This is a genomic window from Nostoc sp. FACHB-892, from assembly GCF_014698795.1.
Classification (GTDB): Bacteria; Cyanobacteriota; Cyanobacteriia; order Cyanobacteriales; family Nostocaceae; genus Nostoc.
This window is the reverse complement of sequence record NZ_JACJTR010000015.1, coordinates 26,007-49,425: the sequence shown is the minus strand read 5'-3', so window position 1 is coordinate 49,425 and position 23,419 is coordinate 26,007. Positions and strand designations below refer to the sequence as shown.

Genomic DNA, 23,419 nt, shown 5'->3' with positions numbered 1-23,419 from the left:
TACACCAAGTGCAACAGGTTTTATGGGTAGGAATCGGTTGTAAACATGGAACCTCATGGCAGTTGATTGATTGGGCAATAGAGCAAGCTTTTGGAGAAAATCAACTTTGTGAAAGTGCGCTCGCAGGTTTTGCTACCATTGACACTAAAGCCTCAGAAGTTGGTTTAGTAAAACTTTGCCATCTCCGCAACTTGCCCCTAAAAACTTTTTCTGCCCAAATCCTTCGCTGTGTCTGTGTCCCCAACCCTGCCACAATTACCGACCACACAGTAGGTACACCTAGCGTAGCAGAGGCAGCTGCTATTCTTGCAGCTACTCAAACCCCATTGTTGACTGCTTCCACTTTTCCCAGCACAGAAGAATTGGAAGTGAGATTCTTAGTTCCTAAACAAAGTTTCCAGCTACAAGGGCAACCAGGAGCGGTAACACTAGCTGTTGTCCAAGCCTCCACTTCCAAATTGCTAGAGTGAAAAACATCTAATACCAATTTGAAAAAAGAATGCGACAGATGGGTAGGGGCACAACAATGTTGTGCCCTTACAAACAATTAATGTGTCGAAACTTGTGGGGTGGGCAATATGAGCGCCATAGTTATGCAAGTTAAACGTGAAACAGCTTATTACAAAACTGTACTAATTTTTCTAGTCAACAACTCTCAAAAAATAGTTAATTACGCTAGAAACAATAGCTAGCACAATTGAACCTAACAAAGCAGGTAAAAAGCCCCGAATCTCAAAACCAGAACCAGGAGTTAAGGCACTTGCTAACCAAAGGGTTAAAGCATTGATCACTAATGTAAATAAACCAAAGGTGAGCAAGGTAATCGGAAATGTCAAAATCCGTAAAATTGGTCTAATAAATGCATTAACCAAACCAATAACAAGGGCAGCAACCAAGGCAGTCAAAAAATTCTTGATAAAGAATCCCGGAACGATATTAGCAGTAAGAAATAAGGCCACCGCAGTACCGAGCCAAGTTAATAAAAAGTGTTGCATAAGTTTTTTTAGAGGAATTAGCAGTAAGTTTAATTAATTTCACTGTTACCGATTGTGATCTGTAACACTATCAGATGTTCTTGTGCTTGACTTTTAAAGTTGTCATTATTTTCTCTCAGCCCAAAAGTAATGTAATTTTTCAGTGCTGGCATAGAGAAATACTTTTAATCGGTGTATCTTTATCCTATTGCAGGATGTACCGCATTAAATTCATAAAAATTTCTGTAAGCGCAAAATCTTTACAGAGGTTTATTGAAGTTGAAAAACCTCTGTACTTTGGGGATTTCTAAAAAAGAAATAAGTTCAGAACTTTAAAGCATCTTGTCCGCGCCTTTATTTACAGGCAAAGTAGATGCTCCTTAGCAAGGCTAACGCCGCAAAAGAGCCTCCCAGGTAGAGCCACCAACTACACCGTCAGCTTCTAAACCATAGCGCTTTTGTGCTGCTTTCACAGCTGCCTCAGTTGTCTCGCCAAAGTCTCCATCGGCATCGCCTTTCAAGAAACCTAGCTTTTTCAATTGTTGTTGCAACTTAACAACTTCAGAACCACGTAATCCTATACGCAAAATTGGCAATCCTTCTGAGGTGTATTGAATCCCAGGGGTTCGCTGAGTAGCTGTTTTAGGCTGAGTTCGAGTAGTTTGCCCAGTCCGTGTAGTTGGCTGAGTTCTAGTAGTTGATGTAGGACGATTCGGCGTTTTTTGTGTGCTTGGAGTTGTAGTTTTTCTTGGGGTAGCAGGTCTTGGCTCAGGGCTAGTCGCAACTTGTGTTACAGCTTTTTTTGGGGTAGTAGGTCTTGGCTCAGGGCTAGTCGGAACTTGTCTTGTGGTAGTAGGTCTTGGTTCGGGGTTAGTCGGGACTTGTGTTACAGCTTGTCTGGGGGGGCTGGGATTTGTAACATTGGTGAGGTTGCTAGCCTGAGTTGGAACAGGAAAATTCGTAGCTGAGTTAAATCTTGACTGAGATGAAGGGACAGTTGATGCTACTTCTGGTTGATTAGGGAAAAGTCGTTGCCAAGTGCTGGCATCAACAACGCCATCTGGATTTAAGCCAGCTGCTTGTTTGAATCGGGAAACAGCGCTGGCGGTATTCTCAGTATATGTACCATCTACCACACCAGAGTAAAACCCCAAAAGTTTCAGAGCTGCCTGAAGTTCAGCCACGCGTTCACCTTGGCTACCAACTTTGAGGATAGGGCGGTTGATAGTATTTCCAGGATTTACTTGGGCAATTTTTTGTGGCGCTGCTATTGATACTACAGCCGTTGAGGCAATAAGCAGAGGCGTAGTGCAGAACAAGAGTATTTCAATGGCTGATAACGATTTAAACCTCTTTGCCCACCTACCCTTTTGCCGTTTTTCCATTCTACAGCGATTTACAGTTGGATCTAGTAATTTTAAGTAACTCAAAATACTTGCTGTCAGGCTGCTTTGCATGGAATTTACTCCCAGAATATTCTCATGCTAATAGTACAGCCGCTTGCTCTAAAAAACAGCTGCTGCATTTTACGATTCCACATTTTCAGTTACGCGATCGCTCTATTAATTGCTTCTTCTTGACCAACCAAAGACAAGTAAGGCTCTTTTAAATACTTACGAGCTGAAGCGATCGCATCCTTGGCACTCACAGCCGCAATCAATTCTTGAAACTTGGTGTCAAAATCAATTCCTAAACCCAAAATTTCATACCAGCCGTATATCTGAGCAATTTGCCCATTCGTTTGCTTACCCAAGGCGTACTGCCCCAATATCTTATTTTTAGCAGCTTGGAGTGCGCTTTGGGATACTTCGACGGTAGACAATAAATCTACTTCTGTACGTAGTCCCTCTAAGGCAATGGTGGTATTTTCCGGTGCTGTACCCATGTAAACCACAAATGAGGCTGGAAATAGTCTCGTAGAATAAAAGGCGGATACTTCATAAGCTAAACCGCGCTTTTCCCGCAATTCGACAAACAAGCGGCTAGAAAGCCCATTTCCCAAGTAGGTACACAGCAACTTCAGGGCGGCATAGTCAACAGAACTCACCGAGGTTCCCAAATAACCAAGCATCACGATTGATTGTTGTGTCTGTATTGGCTTAATCCTTACCTGCGGTTCCACCCTAATCTCAGGTAAATTCAGTACTGGTAGTGCTTGGGCTGGCGCTTGCCAATCAGCAAAAACTTCTTCTACCAACGCTGCTGCATCTGTGGGTGTGACTCTACCAGCAATACTAATTACTACATTATCTGGACGAAAATAAGTTTGGTGATACTCCACTAAATCTGCACGAGTTAAGCGGCTCATGGTGGTTTCATCTCCCAGCACTGACATGGAGTAGGGATGATTTTGGTACATTACCTGCCGCATTTGTTCAAAGGCAACATTGAACGGTTGCTCTTTTTGGGAACGAATATCTTGGAGTGCTAAACGCCGTTCTAATTCCACTTGAGTTTCGGGAAAAGTAGGCGATCGCAAAATCTGCCCTGCCAATGTTAAAATTTCTCCAAAATCAGATGTTACCGTTTTGAAAGATAGTAAAAAATAATCACTGCCAGCATCTGCACTCAAACTCGCCCCTACAGACTCGACTTTTTCCGCAATTTCCAAACTAGAAAGTCCATCGCATCCCTTTGTCATCACTGCTGATAGCAAATGTGCCAACCCTGCTTGCTCCCGGTTTTCGTTACAACTACCGGCACGCACAAAGATTCGTGCCGCAATAATGTCCGCAGCAGGATTCTCTGCCACCAGCACCACAATGCCATTGTTCAATACGGTGCGATGGATAGGTGATTTTTGCAGCAAGGTTGTCATTTGTCCTTTGTCCTTTGTCATTTGTCATTTGTCAAAAACTAATGTCCCATGCCCAATCTCCAATGGCTAACACGGTTTAAGTACAGTAACCGCATAATTCTGCGGCGAAAGATACTGTTTAGCTAATTTTTGCAGTTCTTGGGCATCAAAAGACTGAATCTGCTGCGGATATGTCACAGCTAATTCAGCTTGGGCAATGGTATTGTAGTATCCATAAAGCCCTGTAAGCTGATTGGGCGTTTCGGTAGAAAACGCATACTCGTTACATAACAGCCTGCGTGTACGAGCAAGTTCCTGTTCGCTAATTCCTCTAGTCTGCAAATCATCTAAGTGAGCGCAAATCAAGGACTCAACTTCCTCCAGATTTTCTGGTTCTAACCAGGCAGTAATTGTAAATAAACTCGATTCTCGTTGTAGAGAAAAATTACTGCAAATTCCTTGTACCAATTGCAAATCTTCTCGTAAATCGCGCACTAAACGCGAAGTTCGACCTTCTGCCAATAACACCGACAATAAATCTAAACCAAAGCCAGCGCGGATTTCTTCTACTCCAGGTACCAGCCACGCCATCAACAATCGCGCTTGCTCTATGCGTGGTAAACACAGTTCTTGACGGTGAATTCCTGTTATCGTTGGCTTTGTCACTTTCTCAAACTGCGGACAATTAGAGCGTTCGGCAAAATCAGCAAATGAATGATTTACCATTTCCCAAGCTGATTCCTGGGCTATACCCCCGGCAATTACCACCGTCATGTTTTCCGGCTGATAGTGGGCGTGGTGAAAACAGCGCATTGCTTCTGGTGATTGCTGCATCAGTTCCTGCTCAGTACCCAGCACCGAACGTCCATAAGGGTGATGCGGATAAACGCTTTGAATCAGAGCTTGAAATCCTATCCAGTCGGAATCATCCTGACAAGAGCGAATTTCCTCTAGCACCACGTCCCGTTCGCGGCTAAATTCATCTTCTGGAATTGCCGCATTGAGCAGTAGTTCTCCCAAGTAAGGCAGAGTATCTTTTAAATAAGGGGCAGCTGTGGTGAGTGAATAATGAGCATAATCATAGCTTGTCGCCGCATTACTCACGCCACCCCGGTTTTCAACTTTGGAATCGAACATTCCAGGGGGTAGCGTCGCCGTACCTTTAAAAATCATGTGTTCTAAAAAGTGTGCCATGCCGAACCACGGTTCTGGCTCTAGGCTTGCTCCAGCACGCACCCAAACATCCGCCACAACTACAGGAGTAGTGGGAATTTCTTGATGAATAAAAGTTAAACCACTGTCTAGTCGGAAGACTGAGGCTGGAAATATGGTATTAGTCAGTTGTTTTAACAATTTTTGTAGTTTGAAGCACAATTTTAGATAATTTTGTTATCTTAACTCTGAACGATACTTAATTTAGAATCAAGTTATACAGATTTTGTAGAATTATTCTACTAGTGTTGTTTCCACTAACGAGAAATTGGAAGCGCTATGCATTGAGAGGAAAATTCTTTCAGTCAGCACGGAAATTTTATTTAATAAAAGAATAACAGGCTTGGTAATTGAATCAATTCGTCCATTTGATACCAGTAGTAAGCTTTTAGAAAGCAACTTTTGGTTTGAAATAGCTATATTAAAGATGTATCTGTATACACAGATACATCTGTACATTAAACGTAGGCAAAACCTTTTGGCAAAGGTTGAAAATGTCAAGCAAAGGTTGAAAAACCTAGATTGGGTGGAATATCCTGTATCCGCCCAGGCCCGATCGCTCGCAACGCTTCTCTGAGTAAAATATCCCCAGTATATAAAGCACGTCCGACAATCACACCAGTCACCCCTTGAGGTTCTAACGCCAACAAACTCAACAAATCGGTGACAGAACTTACCCCACCAGAGGCAATTATCGGGATGGAAATTACTGCTGCAAGTTCTCGCAAAGCTTCTAAATTGGGACCTATAAGTGTACCATCTCGGTGGATATCTGTGTAAATTATCGCGGCTGCACCCAATTCTTGCATTTGTACAGCCAGTTGGGTTGCTAAAACTTCTGAGGTTTCTAACCAACCGCGAGTTGCTACGCGGCCGTTACGGGCATCAATACCGATAATAATCTGTTCGGGAAATTCTTGGCAGAGTTCTTGCACTAGCTGGGGTTGTTCTACAGCGATAGTGCCGAGAATTGCCCACTGTATCCCTAGATTGAATACTTGTTGCACACTGGTGCGATCGCGCAATCCTCCACCAATTTCAATGGGCACTGACACCGCATGAGCGATCGCTTCGATTGCCCCCAGGTTTACTACTTTACCGGCTTTAGCACCATCTAAATCAACTATATGCAATCTGGTAGCACCCTGATCTACCCACTGTTTAGCAACATCAGCAGGATTATCGCTAAAAACTTGTGAGCGATCGTAGTCTCCTTGATACAGTCGCACACAGCGACCTTCTAGTAAATCAATTGCTGGAATTACATCCATTTAACTCTTCCTCATAACTCAATGCAATCAAAACCCTAGCTATCGCTGGGGTTCGTATTTTTCATTTTTAATTGCCTTACAGCCTGTCCAAAACCCAGCACAAGCAAAATATTAGAAAGCGTCAAAAATACTTCTGCACCACCGTGCAACCAATCCACATCTGCCAAAGGCTTGCCATAATGCAATACAGCATAAATTCCGGCTGGAATGGTGATGGCAACAAAGACGAGAGTGCCATAAAATCCATACAGCGCTAAACGCGGCATTTGCGGACTGCGGCTGATAAACCACAAGAAACCCAAATAGGGAAACAGTGAAAGTGCAAACAGGGTTTCTTTAGAAATCATTGTTCTGATTCGATAGGTTTTGGTTCAACAGTGTTAACAGACTTGGTAGAACGCCAAATCAAATACGCTGCTGCCCAAAGCGTAAAATTACCAACTAAGGTCATGGTAGCTTGAAGCGTTACCAGCCATTCCAGAGATTCGGTGTTGTCGAAATAATGCCAAGTACAAGCACACATGGCGCTGACTAAAGCTGGTAACATGGCAAGGGACAATCCCCACCAATTGCGGTTATTAGTAAGTTCGCCATAAGTCCAGATTAACCAAATGGCGACAATCCACTCAATAACGCTAGAAACATGAATAATCCAGGTGGGAATCGATAGGGCGTGCATAAAAAAGTTGGGAGTTGGGAGTTGGGAGTGGGGAGTGGGGAGTTAAGAGTTAGGAGTTAGGAGTTTCCACATCTTTATATATAGCTACGTTAAAAAAGTTGTTAATCCAAAATCTAAAATGGCAAAGATGCGGGCGTTATTGTCTGGATATTACGGTAAAGGTAATGGTGGTGACGAAGCTTTGTTGGCAACGCTTTTGCAAATGTTACCATCTCACGTAACGCCTGTGGTGCTTTCTGGTAATCCAAAAGAAACGCGCGATCGCTACAATGTAGAAACTTGCGATCGCATGGCTGTTTTACCTGTACTGCAAGCTTTACGCTCAAGTGATGCCTTGATTTGGGGCGGCGGGAGTCTCATTCAGGATGTTACTAGCACTATCAGCCCATTTTATTATGGGGGACTGATGGCATTGGCGCAGAAAATGGGCTTGAAAACTGTTGCTTGGGCGCAGGGTATTGGCCCGTTAGTGCGTCCGCAAACTCGTTGGTTGGCACGGCAAACCTTTGGTAATTGTAGCAAAGTTAGTGTCCGCGATCGCGCCAGTGCGGCTTTATTATCTGATTGGCAAATTCCTTGTATCATAGCTCCTGACCCGGTTTGGGCGTTGGAATCGAAACCAGTACCAGGACTTTGGGATTTACCTGCGCCGAGAGTTGCAGTAACGTTGCGATCGCATCCTCAACTTACAGAAACACGCCTAGCAAATTTAACTCGTGCTTTGGTTGATTTTCAAAAAGCTACGCAGGCTTTTATCTTACTACTGCCGTTTCAAAAAAGTGAAGATTTAAGTATTGCCGAAGCTATTCAACCACGCCTTAAAGATGTTAGCAAGATTTTATGTCTGGAAGATCCGCAACTTTTGAAAGGTGTGTTTCGCGGTGTGGAAATGGCAATAGGGATGCGCCTACACAGCTTGATTATGGCTGCATCTGAAGGTTGTCGCTGCTTTGCTCTCAGTTATGACCCCAAGGTAAATCGTCTCATGGAAGACTTGCAAATGCCTGGATGGGATTTAGCAAGTTTACCAGATGACCCTAATTTGATTAGTCTGGCTTGGATGGAGCATTATGCTAATGGTGATCCGTTATCACCAGAGCAAATACAATCTTTAGTAGATAGAGCATTAATGCACCGCGAGTTGTTGAGCCACGCTTTATGTAATAAGTAAGACCAAAAAATATAGAGCGAAGAGAATGCAAAACTTTGAAGACTAACCTTTTGAAGTTGGCTGGTAAAATCTTTTTTCTCTCTGCGTCCTCCACATCTGGAGCAGCTAAAAAGTATTTTCTTTAACCACAGAGGCGCAGAGAACGCAGAGTTAAAAGGTTAAAGGGTAGTTTCCAGTTACCCCTACAGGCAAGCAAGTGGCATGGAAAGATGCATCTTTTTTGCCAATTTTATGGCGGGAAGGGAGTAATTATGAAAATTTTATGAAGTAATTATGAAAATAATCGGGAGTAATTATCAAATTTTTGTGAAGTAGCGATGAAAATACTTAAGTATCTATTATCGAGATTGACTTCAGTGATATTATCTGCAAAATACAGAAATAATTATTGAGATTATTCCGATGATAAGCTTTGGCTTTTGGAATTTAATTATAGTAATTGTAGTTGCTTTTGTTCTCAAAAATAATTGGCGATTAGATGATGAAAAGGCAGCCTGGAAAAATTCTTTATTCTTAAAATCTCCTGTGATCCAAAGGTTGATACAATTTTTTCGTCAACCAATTGTTAACTTTCTCGTCCAAGCAGTTGTTGTATTAGTAGTTACAAGATTCCTCTGTTATACAGGTTGGCTAATACATTTCCTCAACCAGCCAAATCCACCTTTATGGGATTTCCAGTGGTATTATGTGGCGAGTAAATTGGCTCATCAGCATTTGAGTCCTTTTAATGTCGAGATTTTTAATCAGAATTTTTGTACTATAACTACGGTGTGTGGCTCTCTTCCACCGTTTGTATATCCACCTAATATTATTCCTCTGATCTGGTTTTTGGGTTATTTTTCGATCAATACTGCATTTAAAATCTGGGTTGTAATGCATGTATTAGCAATCGTTTTGGCCTTATGGGGAGCGAATATATTACTAGAGTCTAAGTCACGAGCCTTCAGAACTATTTGCACAATTTCGGTTGCCTTAATTTATGGCGTAGTTCGCGATCTTCAAGTTGGTAATATTGCCATTTTTATTGCAGTTCTTATCTTATGGATGTTTATCTTGGCTAGAAAACATCAAGATATTCCAGCAGGAATTTGCTTGGGACTTGCCGTTTGTAAACCAACATTAGCTGCATTATTCGTTCTGTATTTTCTACTTAAAAGACGGTTATCTCTAGTTTTTGTATCTGTTGTCACAGTAACTTTTCTAGTATTTATAGGTCTAGCCTTGACGGGCAATTCTTTGACGCAATTCGTGTCGGATGTCGCTCGTGGATTTTCACTCTGGCAAAACGATCCCGCAGTTAGCCCCTATATTTCAATCAGTCGCATCGATTTAATGGTTGTGGGGCCGAGATTATTTCCCAATAACCCATTCTTTGCCAAGCTATTGTCAAACTTACTTGTTCTGATAATTGTTGGTTTGGTAGGTTGGTATTGGTATCTACAACAATCTTTAACAGGTTGGTCAAAAAAAATATATTTACCAGAAATGGCACTCGTTTCTTGCTTGAGTATTGCGATCATCTATTCGCAAGAAACTAGTTCTGTGATGTTAATACCTGCTGTTGTTTTTTTGCTAAATGATTTACTGGCTCAGATTAGGCATTGTAAATTTTCTAGAAAAAGAATCTTTGTTTGGTTAGCAGGGGTTTGCTCTCTTGCAGTGCAAACAGCAGTTATTCATGGCTGGCTCATCCACTCTTTAGCAAACCGTTGGAACGTGAAAGCAGGGGAATTGCCATACATTATGAAAGTAACTATCTTCGCCCTACCAAGTTATGGAGTTTTAGGAATCACCCTAAGTATTTTAGTTTTAGCAATTAGTTCACTGCCTCAAAAACAAATGATGAACTTTGAACCTTTAAGTAGGGTGGAAATTTAGAACATCAGAAGTCAATTGATACTAAAGTTTAAAACCACTTTTACCTTTTACCACTGACAATCCCTGACCATTGAACTTTTTTCTCTTTTTCCCGGCGGTAAGAAAAGAAATGCTCTGGAGTTTGGAAAGTACAATAAGGGGCGATCGCAATTTGTTCTGCACTAATCCCCATGTTTTCTAGTTGTAAGGTATTCACTCGCCGCACATCTAACCTTACCTTTCCCGGATTAGGATCTTCCAGTAAGGGTGAATTTGGTAATTCATGCAATGCTTGAACAATTTTTTGTTTGTCATCATCTGGTATAATACTAGCCCCAACTTCGGCAGCGACCTCTACAGAGACTTGGTAAACCTCACCAGCGATCGCGGGTCCCATTGCAATGCGTAAATCATCGAGTTTGCTGCCTTGAGATTGTAATCGAGCGATCGCTAAGGGAACAATCTTCTTGGCAGTCCCCCGCCAACCAGCGTGTAATGCTGCCACTCGTCCAGTTTTCACATCCCCCATCAGCACGGGTGTACAATCAGCACTAGCTACCCAAACGGCTTGTAGAGGCTGCTCACTCATTAAACCATCCGCCGATGCTAAATCCTCCCCAGCAGAGCTTAAGAAGCTCTCAACTTCTTGGGGGGTGAGAACAGTATTGCCATGAACCTGCTTTAAGCGATAGACTGATGCCTCTGGTTGCAATACTTCTGTGATAACTTGTGGCGATCGCGGCCAAAACTGCTGGGTAAAGAAGCCGTGATGCCAACGTTCCAGAATACTACAAGTTAGATAGGGCAATCCTTCCCAATTGTGCCAGTGCCAAGTGTGCATCTTCAACCAAACCTAAACAGAAATCACTCATCAGCCAATCAATGCTAACTTGAACAACGGAATTTGGGTTAATTGCTGTGGGATTTAATCTGCAAAACTTGGAAACAGCCTTGAAAGCAGGGCAAAAGTATACATATTTACCATTTTCCCTTCACTTTTTTGAAAGCGTCTCCTCAACTAACCAGACCCTCTGGAACTTACTCAACCAAGGGGCTATTTCAGGAACAGTAGTAATTGCAACTGTACAATCTGCTGGACGGGGACAATGGGGACGCGAGTGGATTTCTCCAGTTGGGGGATTATATCTTTCCGTAGCGATTTCTTTCGATCACAAAATCGAGGCTACTGAAAGTTACCAACTAACTTTCGCTACTGCTTGGGGAATTGCGTCTCAATTGCGCCAGCGCGGTGTAGATGTTGGGATAAAATGGCCCAATGATTTAGTTTTAAATGGTCGCAAACTAGGCGGCATTTTGACAGAAACAAAAGTAAACAAAGGACAAATCACTCAAGCAGTAATTGGTGTTGGTATTAACTGGACAAACCCAGTACCCGAAACTGGAATAAATCTGGAATCGTGGCAAGCTTTGCAAGATTTCAGACCAATTTCTTGTCTGGAAATGCTCACCTCTATCGTCTTACTGGGAATAGAATCCGGTATGGAGTGCCTTGCCAAAGAAGGAGTAAGCATACTGTTGTCTCGCTATTTAGATTTGCTTATAAATATGGGTGATCGGGTGTACATCAATAATATTTCAGGTACAGTAGTTGGGGTGACTCCTCAAGGAAATTTACGAGTTGATTTGGAAACAGAGGATACAAAACAACTAATTACACCGGAAATTTATATTGAACCCGGTACAATCAGTTTGGGGTACCATAAATCTTCCGTTTAAATTTGAGGTTTGTTCAAAATTTCGCTCTTTGGGCAAGACAAACCACTAGCATCATCTCTTTAGGCTAATTACACACAACTGAGAGAACAAATGACGCAGCGCAATAATTCTGCCCATCATCGTTTGCATTACTTATGGCAGCAAGGTCTAACAAAAAAACGTTTTGCCTCAACACTACCAGCCCAGAGCCTCTGTTGGCTGAGTAGCGTCAGCCTCCTTAGCGGCGGCTTTGTGTTTGCCCAAACTGAAACACAAATAGATAATATCGTTCCTACTGTTGAAAATTTCCAGCCAACAGCAGTTACAAACCCAATTAAAAAACAGACTGTTGCGCCCCAAGCAGCGCCAGCGCAACCGGAATTTTCCCAACGGCGAACCACACTCAGACAAAGATTACGCAAGCCAGAGGTTGCTCAATCAAAACAGCCAGTTAGGCAGGCTACACCCAAAATCGAAGCTGCTGAACCTGTTGTTATTATCAGACAGCCAAAACCCAAAGTAGAAGCTTCCCAGGTTACTCCTGCAAGGGTAAGACAGGAAAAACCCAATACCTCTATTCGCTCTTTACCTGAAAAACTCCCAGAAGTTGCTCAACCATCAAATAACTCGAACAGCGCTGTCAGTGCAACGGCCGGGAAAACCAAGGATTATAGTAACGCCTATATTGATCCTAATAGTTATGACAGTGGTGCCACAGCTACTTATCAAGCACCAAATTCCGTAATTCTCACAGAACGCTCCAGTGGTTGTCGAGCCATTTTGCCGTCAGGACAAAGCGTATTAGGCGGCGTTTGTGCCAAAGCACCTCAAAGGAGTGTAGCTGATTCTAATGGTAAAGCACCTAATTGGCTTAAAAGAAGTCAAAACGCAAAATTACCAGTAGTTCCACCCGTGCGGCAAGTTGCAACTACTGGCAACACCAGCAGATGGCGTGCTGCTCAAAGTGGTTCTAGCGGTGTCAGCAAGAGTGCATTTCGCCCTAATCGGTTTATCCCGAGTCCCGGCGAATTTAGCCCCACAAGAGTGAGTGCAACTCCCATCGCACCCATTGGTGGGACTTTACCGCCACCAATGGCAGATGGCAACATTGCACCCCGCCCCAGTAACGTAGCTTATGACTTCTCTCTAGCATCAGTATTGCCGCAAATCCCCTACGTGGGGAGAGTCGCCTATAGTGGTACGGGAATGATGTATCCACTATCTATTCCGGCTTCCATTACTTCTGTATTTGGTTGGCGAGTTCATCCAATTACAGGTAATCAACGCTTCCATACTGGTACAGACTTAGGTGCGCCCGCAGGTACGCCAGTTTTGGCAGCAGCAGCAGGTCAAGTGGAAACAGCTAACTGGTTAGGCGGTTATGGTTTAACCGTTACCCTGAATCACAAATCGGCTCAACAAACTCTCTACGGTCATATGTCAGAAATCTTTGTTCAACCCGGTCAGTGGGTAGAACCTGGAACTGTCATTGGGCGAGTTGGCAGCACCGGCAACTCCACAGGCCCTCACCTGCACTTTGAAGTCCGTCATTTGTCACCGAATGGGTGGGTTGCTACTGACCCAGGCGTACAGTTACAAAGCGGCCTCAGTCAGTTAGTGCTAGGCTTACAAACCACTCAGGTAAGCCAAAAACCAGGAAGTTAGAAGAAAGTTAGGAGTGAGGAGTGAAGAGTTATGAATTTAAAACTCCTAACTCTTAACTCCTAACTCCTAACTTCTAACTCCTAACTTCTAACTTCTAACTTCTAACTTTTTTAGTTACAAATACCCGTGTTCTGCTAAGAATGAGGGTGTAATGCCATCCATACTAGTTTCATCAGTAGCTCTGGTGTGTGAGTTTCCAGGGTCAAGGAATTTTTCAACGTATTTGCCGAGAATATCCCCTTCTAGATTTACCAAACTCCCAGAAACCAAATAGCGAAGATTTGTCTCGGCATAAGTGAGGGGAATTACTGCCACCTTAAATTGAGACAGTTCTGGTTCATATGCAGCTACTGTAAGACTGATGCCATTAACAGCTATGCTACCTTTAGGGACAATGTACCGTGCGATCGCCTCGGATGCAATAAAGGTCATTTCCCAAGAACTAGCCGTTTGTTCTGCCACTAGCAATCGACCGATTCCGTCTACATGACCCATCACAAAATGACCGCCAACTTTACTGCCTACCCTTAGCGACGCTTCTAAATTGACATATCTTTGTTGCGTTTGCTCACCTCCCAACGTCGTGCGGCGTAGAGTTTCCGGTGAAGCCGTGGCAATAAACCCGTCTTTTAAAACTTTTTCTACTGTCAGGCAAACGCCATCTACTGCAACACTGTCACCATAAGCCAAATCTTGCATAATTACTTCACCCGGTTGGCTGACACAAGTAATTTGCCAAGAATCGCCCCCCAAGGGTTCCATCGTTCCTAATGCCTGGATTAATCCTGTAAACACGGCTTTTTTGTCAAACTATCTCTATTTATTGCCTATTTTTGCTTGAAATCAATTGGTATTTATCACATAAATCTCCGACATTCAAGTATATTTTCTGACTTTTTTTCGTATAGGAATATTAACACATTAGCATCCTTCACAAGGCATACTTGGGTAAGAAGGTTATTGTCTAAGAAGACCAATTTGACTTACTCTGGTTTTCACCACAAGTTCGGAGTTTAATAGAAGCAATTATAGAGAACGAATGCTTATGTTTATTACTGTCAACAAACCGCCTAAAAAGGAGTGCTATTTGTTACACAGCATTCAAGGCTCTCAAAGCATTGTAGAGGCTTAGGCAATGATTGAAATGAAAGTCGCTGGCATAGCATTAGATGCCATAACTCGCAGCCCAATTGTCCTTTTGAAAGATTCTTCAGATCGGCGGGCTTTGCCAATTTACATCGGTCAGGAACAGGCTAGGGCAATTATGGGTGCGCTGGAGAATCAGAAGCCTCCCAGACCCTTAACCCACGACCTGATTGTGAATATTCTAGAGACTTGGAACATGACTCTAGAAAAGGTGATTATTCATTCCCTGCAAAAGGATACATTTTATGCAGCCTTAATCGTCCAGCAAGGCGAGGTCAAAAAAGAAATTGATGCGCGTCCTAGCGATGCGATCGCTATTGCCCTGCGTACAAATACTCCTATTTGGGTAATGGAAGAAGTGATTGCTGATGCTTCTATCCCTGTTGATCGTGATGCAGATGAAGCCGAACAGCAAGCCTTCCGTGAATTTATTTCCAATCTCCGTCCTGAAGATTTGATTAAGCGCTTTGGTAATGACGACAGCTAAAAAAGTTATAAGTTATGAGTTAGGAGTTATGAGTTATGAGTTATTTTGCTTCAACTCCTAACTCCTAAGCAAAAAAAGCTAGCAGTTAAGAGTTATGAATTACTTCTTTCAACTCCTAACTTTTAACTCCTAACTCCTAACTCCCTACCTCCTAACTCTTTGTTAAAGATGCAATACCGACGCTTTGGGAAAACGAATCTGCGCCTCTCCGTTTTTTCTCTGGGAACAATGCGCTACCTGGCTTCTTTTGAAAATGCTCACCAAACCATTGAACAAGCCTTAGCGTTAGGAATTAATCATCTAGAAACTGCCAGGGGTTACGGCAAAAGTGAGGAGTATCTTGGTAGGGCACTAAAAGCTGGGTTGTCAGTACCCCGAACAAGGCTTTACATCACTACCAAAATCTCAGCCACAGCAGATGCTGACACCATGCGTCGGTGCATCGACGAATCTCTAGAACGATTACAGCTAAATTATTTGGATTGCTTGGCAGTTCATGGCTTAAATACTTGGCAACATTTAGAATGGGTGAAAGCCAAAAATGGCTGTATGCAAGCCGTAGAAGAAGCTGTTGCTGATGGTCGAGTCCGACACGTTGGTTTTTCCACCCACGGGCCATTAGAGTTAATTCAGGCAGCAATCAACACAGATTTTTTTGAATTTGTCAATCTGCATTATTACTATTTTTTCCAACGACACGCACCAGCGATTCAACTAGCTGCCGAGAAGGACATGGGCATTTTCATTATTTCCCCTGCTGATAAAGGGGGACGCCTCTACACACCACCCCAAACTCTAAAAGACCTGTGTCTTCCGTATTCACCCCTAGACTTGAACTATAGATTTTTACTTGCTGACAGCCGTATTAATACTTTGAGTATAGGGCCAGCTAACCCAGATGAATTAATAGAATCTTTGCAAGTTGCTGACGATGATAGAGAGTTAACATCAGAAGAAAATTCTGTTTTTCAGCGGTTAGAAAATCATCAAAAAGTTGCTTTGGAAACTGATAAGTGTAGCCAATGTTATGCTTGTTTGCCCTGTCCAGAAAATATCAATATTCCAGAGGTATTGCGGTTACGTAATCTTGTAGTAGCATACGACATGAAAGATTATGGGCAATATCGTTACGGAATGTTTGAAAATGCCGGTCACTGGTTCCCCGGAATGAAAGCCAATCGCTGTACGGAATGCGGTGACTGTTTGCCTCGGTGTCCAGAAAAGTTAGATATTCCAGCTTTATTGGAAGATGCTCACCAAAAATTAAGTGGGAAATTAGGTAGGAGATTGTGGGGTTGACAATTTTTGATTTTTATAGCGGTTCTTAATTGCATGGAATACAGACCTAACAAGAACAGCCGCTTCCCTGCAAGGAAAGAGGAGTAAGGGACTTCCAAAAAATAAAACATCCTATAAAATAATGATTATCATTATTGCTTAGATAATCAGCTAATAATTATTTGGGAGAATTTAATCTCTGAAAGTCCTATTATCTCAACGCTTTACTTGCTATTTGAGTATTTCTGGCAAAAGTGTGTGTCTGTAGGCAGATGTATTTAATCAAAGGGTTATTCATCAGAATAGCTTATATACCCAAAGAATTAGTATTTTTTCAAAGCCTGTAAAGCTTGATGAATTTCACTATTGGCAAAAATCGTTTTATTAAATATATTTATACATATTAATAATAACGAGTATAAATAATATCAAAGTTTATATTGATTTAGTAAAATACGCTCTTTATACAAAGTTCAATAATATTAGGTTTTTTATTAAAAAACTCATAATATTATTATATATAAGCATTTACACTTAAAAGCTAATCGTAAGTTTTATACTCAAAAATTATAATTAATAACTTCTTATATACATCTTTCTTAACTAAATAAGTTTTATCAGAGTATAAGTAATTGCTAATCTGAAGGGAGGTCAAACCTGGTTGCTTAATAAAGGCTGTCAAGCCCAATAAATGAAGGTTTTGGCAAGAAAATTCTTATTAAGCGACGAATTGATCCAGTTGTATTCAAGAAATTTGAAGTAAGAACTTAGGTAAGAACTAAAGAGATGTAAAAGCACTCTCAGGTTCTATAAAACCTTAATGAATTCTCTCAATTTCAGACCAAGTAAGAAAGCACTTGGTTGAGAAGAAGAGCTTTTGTTGAGGAAGGAAGAAGCACTTCTAAACACTGGGATGTAGTGTTTGAGTGCTCCTCCAGGTGCTGCTGTGCCTAATATCCAAAAACTTACTTCGTAGTTCAGGAAACAACGCAACAACAACATCATTACTTAATTAAGGAGTATATCATGTCTTCCTTAGATATCATTCGTGCATGGAAAGATGAAGATTATCGGTTGAGCCTGAGCGATTCCCAGCGTGCGCTGCTACCTGACTCCCCAGTTGGACTGGTTGAACTTGTCGGATATAGATATGAGCACGCTTGCAGGAGGGGGGGGTAGCTCCTCGTCGTGTAAGCCTGGCGGCTGGGGTAAGACTGGTAAAACTACTTCTATGTGTAATGCCGATGGCAAGAAACACAAGAAACACAAACACCATAGCAGCCACTAAGTAACAAGAGCAGGTTGTCTAGGTACTTAAGCGCACCAATCATCGTAGTTGATTAGTGCGCTAGAAGGGGGTCACAGTGACCCCCTTCCACTGACGTTGATAGTGCGTTGTGAATAACCTCCACGCAGATATGTCCTGTAAGAGGACATTAATGTTATGAATTCACCCGAATTTCAAGTGTCTGCCTGGTATCAGGCGCTCACCTTGAAAGAACGCCTTGCATCGTTGCGATCAGTCCGAGGCAATATTCCGAATGTGGAAGTAAATGCCGATCTTGCTGAACGACGTATGCAGCGCTGGCGATCGCAACCCCCATTCACAACAAGCTCTTACTTTGAGCAGCGTCTGGCAATAGATGGCATGACTGAGGATGAATTTCGCTACCTCCTTGGGGAGCCAATTGAGGCTGTGCGCGATCGCTTATCTGAACCGCCAACATGGTTAGTTGAGCTTGCCCAGGCTTTTTCTCGTCCCCCTAGCTCAAATCAGCTTCCTTTACTAACAATACTGGAAGATTACGAAATGGGTGGTTTTTTAAGTGTGATTGAACCGCTTATTAACCAGGCTTGCGATCGCGTGCATGAGGAGGTACAGGCACTTGAGTCAATGTACTCGGATCTGCCCTACGATCCCAGCACCATTGAAGAAGTACTTTTTGAAAATCTACCAGGGTCGTTGCTCTCAATGTTAGAGCGCACAATGGTGCTAGAACTCAACGTGGCTCGTCTGCAAGGACTTCTCAATGGCGATACGGCTGAAGAAAGATTTGAAAGTTTTTTACAGCGTTTGCAAGAGCGAGATGTAGCAATTGCCCTCCTCCACGAGTACCCAGTCCTAGCTCGTCAATTAAAGATTCGCATCGATCACTGGGTTAATTTTAGTCTGGAGTTTTTATATCACCTGTGTGCAGATTGGCAGGCTATCCGCGCTACTTTTAGTTCGGAGAATGATGCAGGTTTGCTGGTAGAAATAAACGGTGGTGAAGGCGATCAGCACCGGGGCGGACGAGCAGTGCTAGTTGCAAACTTTAGTTCTGGCTTTCAGATAGTTTATAAGCCAAAGTCTCTAGCTGTCGATGTGCATTTTCAAGAGCTATTAACTTGGATTAACCAGAAAAGCGATCGCCCTCCATTTCGGACACTGAAAATCTTAGATCGCGGCACTTATGGTTGGGTAGAATTTATTGCTGCCCAAGGCTGCACTTCTTTAGAAGAGATTCAGCGCTTCTACGAGCGGCAGGGCGGTTATCTAGCATTATTATATGCAATACAAGCAACAGATTTTCACTATGAAAACTTGATTGCAGCAGGTGAAAATCCCGTCTTGATTGACTTGGAATCACTCTTCCACCCGAACCCTAAAGGAATTGATATCGCAGAAGCAGATGAATTTGCATTCGATTCGATGGCGTACTCAGTTTTGCGGGTGGGATTACTGCCCGAGCGTGTTTGGTCGAATGCAGAATATGAAGGTACTGATATTAGCGGATTGGGTGGAAAAGAAGGCCAACTAACCCCACATCGCCGCCCCTATTGGGAAGGAATGGGTACGGATGAAATGCGACTAATGCGCGCGCGAACGGGTAGCAATGCCAGGGAGGCAGAACCGACCAAATCTTAACGGCACAGAAGTAAATTTACTCGACTACACGGAAGCGCTCATTGCCGGATTCACCGCTATTTATCAGTTGCTCTTGAAGCACCGGGATGAATTGTTGTCAAAGCAAGGACCTTTGGACTGCTTTGCTGAAGATGAAGTTCGGATCATCCTTCGGGGAACGCGGACTTATGCTCGGCTACTGGAAGAAAGTTTTCATCCTGATGTCTTACGTAACGGACTTGAGCGCGATCGCTATTTTGATCGCCTTTGGGGCGGAATCGAAAATAGCCCCGATCTAGTTAAGATCATCCCGGCTGAACTAGAAGACCTCTTACAGGGCGATATTCCCATGTTCGTGACTCACCCTAGCTCAAGCGATATCTGGAGCAGTTCTAACAAGCAGATTAACGATATTCTGACTCAACCAGGGCTGGAATTTGTTAAAAATCATATACGGCAGCTCAGTAACCAGGATTTGGAACGCCAACTTTGGTTTATCTCTGCTTCTCTGACCACACTATTTGTAGGTGTAGATCAAAAGCAAAGCCACTATCATCTCACTGAACTAGAAACCATTGCAGATTATGAGCAACTGTACTCAGCTGCCCAAGTCATTGGAGAGCGGCTGGAAGCTCTAGCGCTTCATAGCGAGAACAATGTCAACTGGCTCGGCTTGACACTCGAGAAAGAACGCTACTGGTCTTTGTTGCCGTTGGGATTAGACCTTTACGATGGTCTACCTGGGGTGGCGCTATTCTTAGGGTATTTGGGTGCTATTACCCAAGAGTCACGCTGTAGCACATTAGCACAAACAACGTTAGCGACAATGCGCCGTCAATGGGAGCGTCGTCAATCATCTATTACCTGGATTGGTGGCTTTGATGGTTGGGGCGGAATGCTGTACACGCTGGCTCATTTAGGTGTGCTTTGGGATAATCCAGCATTGCTAGCTGAAGCTGAAGCAGGTGTTGACCTTCTATTGCCTCTAATTGAGAAAGATGAACGACTTGACATATTCAGCGGTGCAGGTGGGTGTATTAGCAGTTTGCTTGTCTTATATCGTTGCACTTCCTCTGAGCGTATACTTGCTGTTGCAATTAAATGTGGGGATTATCTGATTGCTCGTGCTCAGTCAATGAAAAAGGGGATTGGTTGGGTTGTACCAGGAATGGCAAAAGAGCCATTGACTGGTTTCTCTCATGGCGCAGCCGGAATAGCGTGGGCACTTTTGGAACTGGCTGCACTAACCAATATAGAACGTTTTCGGACAGCAGCTCTGGATGCGATCGCCTACGAACGTAGTCTCTTTTGTCCCGAGGAGGCGAATTGGCTAGACCTACGGGAATTAGACACATCAGACGCAGCTACCAATAATCACCAGCACTGTATGACAGCATGGTGTAATGGTGCGCCAGGAATTGGGCTAGCTCGTTTGCGTTGTCTGCACCATCTTGATGACAGCGAGACCAGAGCCGAGATTGATACAGCACTCAAGACTACCCTTGCTGAGGGATTTGGTAGCAACCACTCCTTATGTCATGGCGATTTGGGCAATCTGGAGTTGCTGTTGCAGGCTAGTGAAATTCTTGGCGATTCGCAGTTGCGTTCTCAAGTGAACCGCCTTGCAGGTGCGATCCTCGATAGCATCAGCAAGCAAGGCTGGCTATGTGGGAATCCATTAGGTGTGGAATCTCCTGGGTTGATGACAGGCTTGGCAGGTATCGGCTATGGACTACTGCGATTGGCAGAGCCAACACGCGTACCTTCAGTACTGGTGCTGGAACCACCAAAGGTGAACAGTATAAGTACAAGAACATAACATTATGAGAGTGCAACTTCTCAGGGCTGCACTCCCAAAAGTATATAAATTGATGTGTTAGCTGAAAGATTTTTGCAGTTTAGATAGAAATAAATAAAACTTGAAACCAATTTCTGATAAAACTGCTCCTAATTTTTGGGTTTAACGTCCTTAAGGGCTATTCCAAAGCATAATTTGTCGATCATTTAATCTACCCTTAGTTAATTTTCGTCCATTAATCGAGGGCTTAAAAAGGTTTTAAGACTTTGATGAAATACAAAAATGTTCGCCAGCACAGTGAAGAAGACTGCGGAGCTGCTTGTCTTGCTACTATTGCCAAACATTACGGACGTAGTTTTACCCTCAACCACACTCGTGAGGCTGTAGGCACCGGGCAACTAGGGACTACATTGCTGGGTCTAAAGCGGGGAGCAGAGGCACTGGGTTTTAATGCTCGGGGAGTCAAAGCACCACTGGAGATGGTAGACAAAGGTGAATTGCCACTGCCAGCGATTATGCATTGGAGAGGCATCCATTGGGTTGTTTTGTACGGTAGGCAAGGCGGTAAATATGTGATCGCTGACCCAGCTGCAAACATCCGTTATCTCTCGAAAAAGGAGTTAATGGAGGGTTGGATAAATTGGGTGATGCTTGTACTAGAGCCAGACTCCGTTCGCTTTTATACTCAAGACGACGATAAAATTAGCGGCTTAGAGCGGTTTATTAAGCGCGTGTGGCCCTATCGAGCCATAATCTTGCAGGCTTTGGTTTCAGCCCAAATAGTCGGTCTGCTTTCTTTAGCTTCTCCATTTTTGATCCAAATTTTGACAGATGAAGTGCTAATCCGAGGCGATATAAGGCTGCTGAATGCTGTAGCGATCGCTGTTGTGGTAATGTACGTTGTTAGCAGTAGTCTGGAATTAGTTCAATATAACCTGATAGCTCATTTTGCTCAACGCCTAGAGTTAGGGTTAGTGCTGGAATTTGGACGACAAATTCTGCGATTGCCGCTGATTTATTATGAATCCCGTCGCAGTGGCGAAATTGTCAGCAGGCTTCGAGATATTCAACAAGTTAACCAGCTAGTTTCACAAGTTGTTGTAAGTTTACCAAGTGAGTTATTTATAGCAGTAGTTTCTTTAGGCTTCATGCTATTCTACAGCGGAAAACTTACCCTCATTGCCATCATTATTGCTGTTTCAATGACGGTATCTACATTTATTTTCTTCCCTACTCTCCAGCAAAAAGTTCGTAGTGTATTGGTTTTGGACGCACAAAACCAAGGCGTTATGGTAGAAACTTTTAAGGGTGCATTAACACTCAAAACTACAGCAGCAGTACCCCAATTTTGGGAAGAATTCCAAAGCCGATTTGGCCGCTTGGCAAACCACACATTCCGCACAATTCAAATTGATATTGTCAACAACAGTTTCTCAAGGTTAGTTTTTAGAATCGGCAGCGTTGCCTTGCTTTGGTTCGGAAGTAGTCTCGTAATCAGCAGGGAATTAAGCATCGGTCAACTGCTTGCCTTTAACGCTATGAATAATAATTTTCTATCCTTGATTGGGACGCTCATCGGATTTGTAGATGAATATACTCAGGTTAAAACAGCTACTGAACGTCTAGCAGAAGTTATTGATTCCACTCCGGAAAATCAAGGCGATATTAAAAAGCCTTTTACTCAAATTCCTAGCGATGCAGACATCATTACCACAAATCTCAACTTTCACTACCCCGGCAGACCGGAGTTACTAGAGGAATTGTCCCTCACACTTCCTGGTGGTGAAGCGATCGCTCTGATTGGTAAATCAGGTTGTGGTAAAAGTACCCTCGCTAAAATGATTGCTGGTTTATATCAACCTCAGTCTGGTAATATTCGCTTTGGCATATATAATCTGCAAGATATATCCTTAGATAGCCTCCGGCAGCAAGTTATCCTTGTTCCTCAAGAGGCCCATTTCTGGAGTCGCTCGATTGTTGAAAACTTCCGCTTAGGTTCTCCCCATGCGACGTTTGAGCAAATTGTCCAAGCTTGTCAAATTGCTGAAGCTGATGAATTTATTAGTAAACTACCTGACAAATATCAAACTGTATTAGGTGAATTTGGAGCAAATATTTCTGGAGGGCAACGTCAAAGACTGGCGATCGCTAGAGCAATAGTAACAGATCCCCCAGTCTTAATTTTGGATGAATCGACTGCTGGACTCGATCCAGTGAGCGAAGCGCAAGTCTTAGATAGGCTCTTGTATTATCGGCAGGGCAAAACCACTATTTTGATTAGCCACCGTCCTAGAGTAATTAACCGTGCTAGCTGGATTGTGCTACTCGATCAAGGCAAGTTGCTTCTCCAAGGCACCCTAAAAGATTTACTCTCCAAATCCGGAGACCATTTAGATTTCTTGACGCCATAAAGCGTGACTCAGTAATACCAACGTGATTCTGGAGACTCACGTTAATATAGAGTTAGGAAGATCGGCTGAA

19 protein-coding genes are annotated in these 23,419 nt (G+C 43.0%); 10 read left to right on the top strand and 9 right to left on the bottom strand.

Going from position 1 to position 23,419, the window contains the following annotated elements; genetic code table 11:
- Positions 1 to 8 precede the first annotated feature (8 nt).
- Complete coding sequence (locus H6G96_RS20015; RefSeq protein WP_190913075.1) at positions 9 to 470, top strand: cobalamin biosynthesis protein; 462 nt, start codon at positions 9 to 11, stop codon at positions 468 to 470.
- Positions 471 to 641: 171 nt separating this feature from the next.
- Here the strand turns inward: H6G96_RS20015 and H6G96_RS20010 are convergent, their stop codons facing one another.
- The 7 genes from H6G96_RS20010 to H6G96_RS19980 all read right to left on the bottom strand — a co-directional run bounded on the left by H6G96_RS20010 (position 642) and on the right by H6G96_RS19980 (position 6,933).
- Positions 642 to 995, bottom strand: a complete 354-nt coding sequence (locus H6G96_RS20010; protein WP_190913074.1) for a phage holin family protein — start codon at positions 993 to 995, stop codon at positions 642 to 644.
- 368 nt (positions 996 to 1,363) lie between these two features.
- Positions 1,364 to 2,431 (bottom strand): peptidoglycan-binding protein, encoded by a 1,068-nt coding sequence (locus tag H6G96_RS20005; RefSeq protein ID WP_190913073.1) that lies wholly within the window; start codon positions 2,429 to 2,431, stop codon positions 1,364 to 1,366.
- An 89-nt stretch (positions 2,432 to 2,520) separates the two neighbouring features.
- Positions 2,521 to 3,792 (bottom strand): pitrilysin family protein, encoded by a 1,272-nt coding sequence (locus tag H6G96_RS20000; protein ID WP_190913168.1) that lies wholly within the window; start codon positions 3,790 to 3,792, stop codon positions 2,521 to 2,523.
- 66 nt (positions 3,793 to 3,858) lie between these two features.
- Entirely contained in the window at positions 3,859 to 5,100 is a 1,242-nt protein-coding gene (locus tag H6G96_RS19995) for an insulinase family protein (RefSeq protein ID WP_190913167.1), read from the bottom strand.
- A 380-nt stretch (positions 5,101 to 5,480) separates the two neighbouring features.
- On the bottom strand, positions 5,481 to 6,254 hold the full coding sequence (gene hisA, locus H6G96_RS19990) for a 1-(5-phosphoribosyl)-5-[(5-phosphoribosylamino)methylideneamino]imidazole-4-carboxamide isomerase (RefSeq protein ID WP_190913072.1): 774 nt from the start codon (positions 6,252 to 6,254) through the stop codon (positions 5,481 to 5,483).
- Between the two features lie 35 nt (positions 6,255 to 6,289).
- The gene (locus tag H6G96_RS19985; RefSeq protein ID WP_190913071.1) at positions 6,290 to 6,601 is read right to left on the bottom strand and encodes a DUF3593 domain-containing protein; all 312 of its coding nucleotides are present in this window, start codon (positions 6,599 to 6,601) and stop codon (positions 6,290 to 6,292) included.
- Entirely contained in the window at positions 6,598 to 6,933 is a 336-nt protein-coding gene (locus tag H6G96_RS19980; RefSeq protein ID WP_190913070.1) for a DUF2499 domain-containing protein, read from the bottom strand. Before H6G96_RS19980 ends, H6G96_RS19985 begins: the two co-directional genes overlap by 4 nt.
- Positions 6,934 to 7,060: 127 nt before the next feature.
- On the opposite strand from H6G96_RS19980, the gene csaB reads away from it, so the two are divergent.
- Together csaB and H6G96_RS19970 are read left to right on the top strand one after the other, a co-directional pair.
- Positions 7,061 to 8,104 carry a polysaccharide pyruvyl transferase CsaB gene (gene csaB / locus H6G96_RS19975; RefSeq protein ID WP_190913166.1) on the top strand — a complete coding sequence of 348 codons (1,044 nt, stop codon included), beginning with the start codon at positions 7,061 to 7,063 and terminating at the stop codon, positions 8,102 to 8,104.
- 402 nt (positions 8,105 to 8,506) lie between these two features.
- Positions 8,507 to 9,982 carry a glycosyltransferase family 87 protein gene (locus H6G96_RS19970; RefSeq protein ID WP_190913069.1) on the top strand — a complete coding sequence of 492 codons (1,476 nt, stop codon included), beginning with the start codon at positions 8,507 to 8,509 and terminating at the stop codon, positions 9,980 to 9,982.
- A gap of 40 nt (positions 9,983 to 10,022) precedes the next feature.
- Here H6G96_RS19970 and pgeF read toward each other — a convergent pair whose 3' ends face one another.
- A complete protein-coding gene (gene pgeF, locus H6G96_RS19965) occupies positions 10,023 to 10,802 on the bottom strand; it encodes a peptidoglycan editing factor PgeF (protein WP_190913068.1) in 780 nt (259 codons plus the stop codon).
- Between the two features lie 77 nt (positions 10,803 to 10,879).
- Between pgeF and H6G96_RS19960 the strand changes: the two genes are divergently transcribed.
- Positions 10,880 to 11,698, top strand: a complete 819-nt coding sequence (locus H6G96_RS19960; RefSeq protein ID WP_190913067.1) for a biotin--[acetyl-CoA-carboxylase] ligase — start codon at positions 10,880 to 10,882, stop codon at positions 11,696 to 11,698.
- Positions 11,699 to 11,788: 90 nt separating this feature from the next.
- Complete coding sequence (locus H6G96_RS19955) at positions 11,789 to 13,342, top strand: M23 family metallopeptidase (protein WP_190913066.1); 1,554 nt, start codon at positions 11,789 to 11,791, stop codon at positions 13,340 to 13,342.
- A gap of 114 nt (positions 13,343 to 13,456) precedes the next feature.
- Here the strand turns inward: H6G96_RS19955 and H6G96_RS19950 are convergent, their stop codons facing one another.
- Positions 13,457 to 14,137, bottom strand: a complete 681-nt coding sequence (locus tag H6G96_RS19950; protein WP_190913065.1) for a riboflavin synthase — start codon at positions 14,135 to 14,137, stop codon at positions 13,457 to 13,459.
- 340 nt (positions 14,138 to 14,477) lie between these two features.
- Between H6G96_RS19950 and H6G96_RS19945 the strand changes: the two genes are divergently transcribed.
- The 5 genes from H6G96_RS19945 to H6G96_RS19925 all read left to right on the top strand — a co-directional run bounded on the left by H6G96_RS19945 (position 14,478) and on the right by H6G96_RS19925 (position 23,349).
- Positions 14,478 to 14,975, top strand: coding sequence for a bifunctional nuclease family protein (locus H6G96_RS19945; protein ID WP_190730096.1), 498 nt, complete (start codon positions 14,478 to 14,480; stop codon positions 14,973 to 14,975).
- Positions 14,976 to 15,143: 168 nt separating this feature from the next.
- Entirely contained in the window at positions 15,144 to 16,274 is a 1,131-nt protein-coding gene (locus tag H6G96_RS19940; protein ID WP_190913064.1) for an aldo/keto reductase, read from the top strand.
- 1,423 nt (positions 16,275 to 17,697) lie between these two features.
- Positions 17,698 to 19,161: a type 2 lanthipeptide synthetase LanM family protein gene (locus H6G96_RS42855; protein ID WP_347242257.1), complete on the top strand. Its 1,464-nt coding sequence runs from the start codon at positions 17,698 to 17,700 to the stop codon at positions 19,159 to 19,161.
- Complete coding sequence (lanM, locus tag H6G96_RS42850; RefSeq protein ID WP_347242256.1) at positions 19,130 to 20,959, top strand: type 2 lanthipeptide synthetase LanM; 1,830 nt, start codon at positions 19,130 to 19,132, stop codon at positions 20,957 to 20,959. Before H6G96_RS42855 ends, lanM begins: the two co-directional genes overlap by 32 nt.
- Before the next feature lie 248 nt (positions 20,960 to 21,207).
- The gene (locus H6G96_RS19925; RefSeq protein ID WP_190913063.1) at positions 21,208 to 23,349 is read left to right on the top strand and encodes a peptidase domain-containing ABC transporter; all 2,142 of its coding nucleotides are present in this window, start codon (positions 21,208 to 21,210) and stop codon (positions 23,347 to 23,349) included.
- The last annotated feature ends 70 nt before the right edge of the window (positions 23,350 to 23,419 follow it).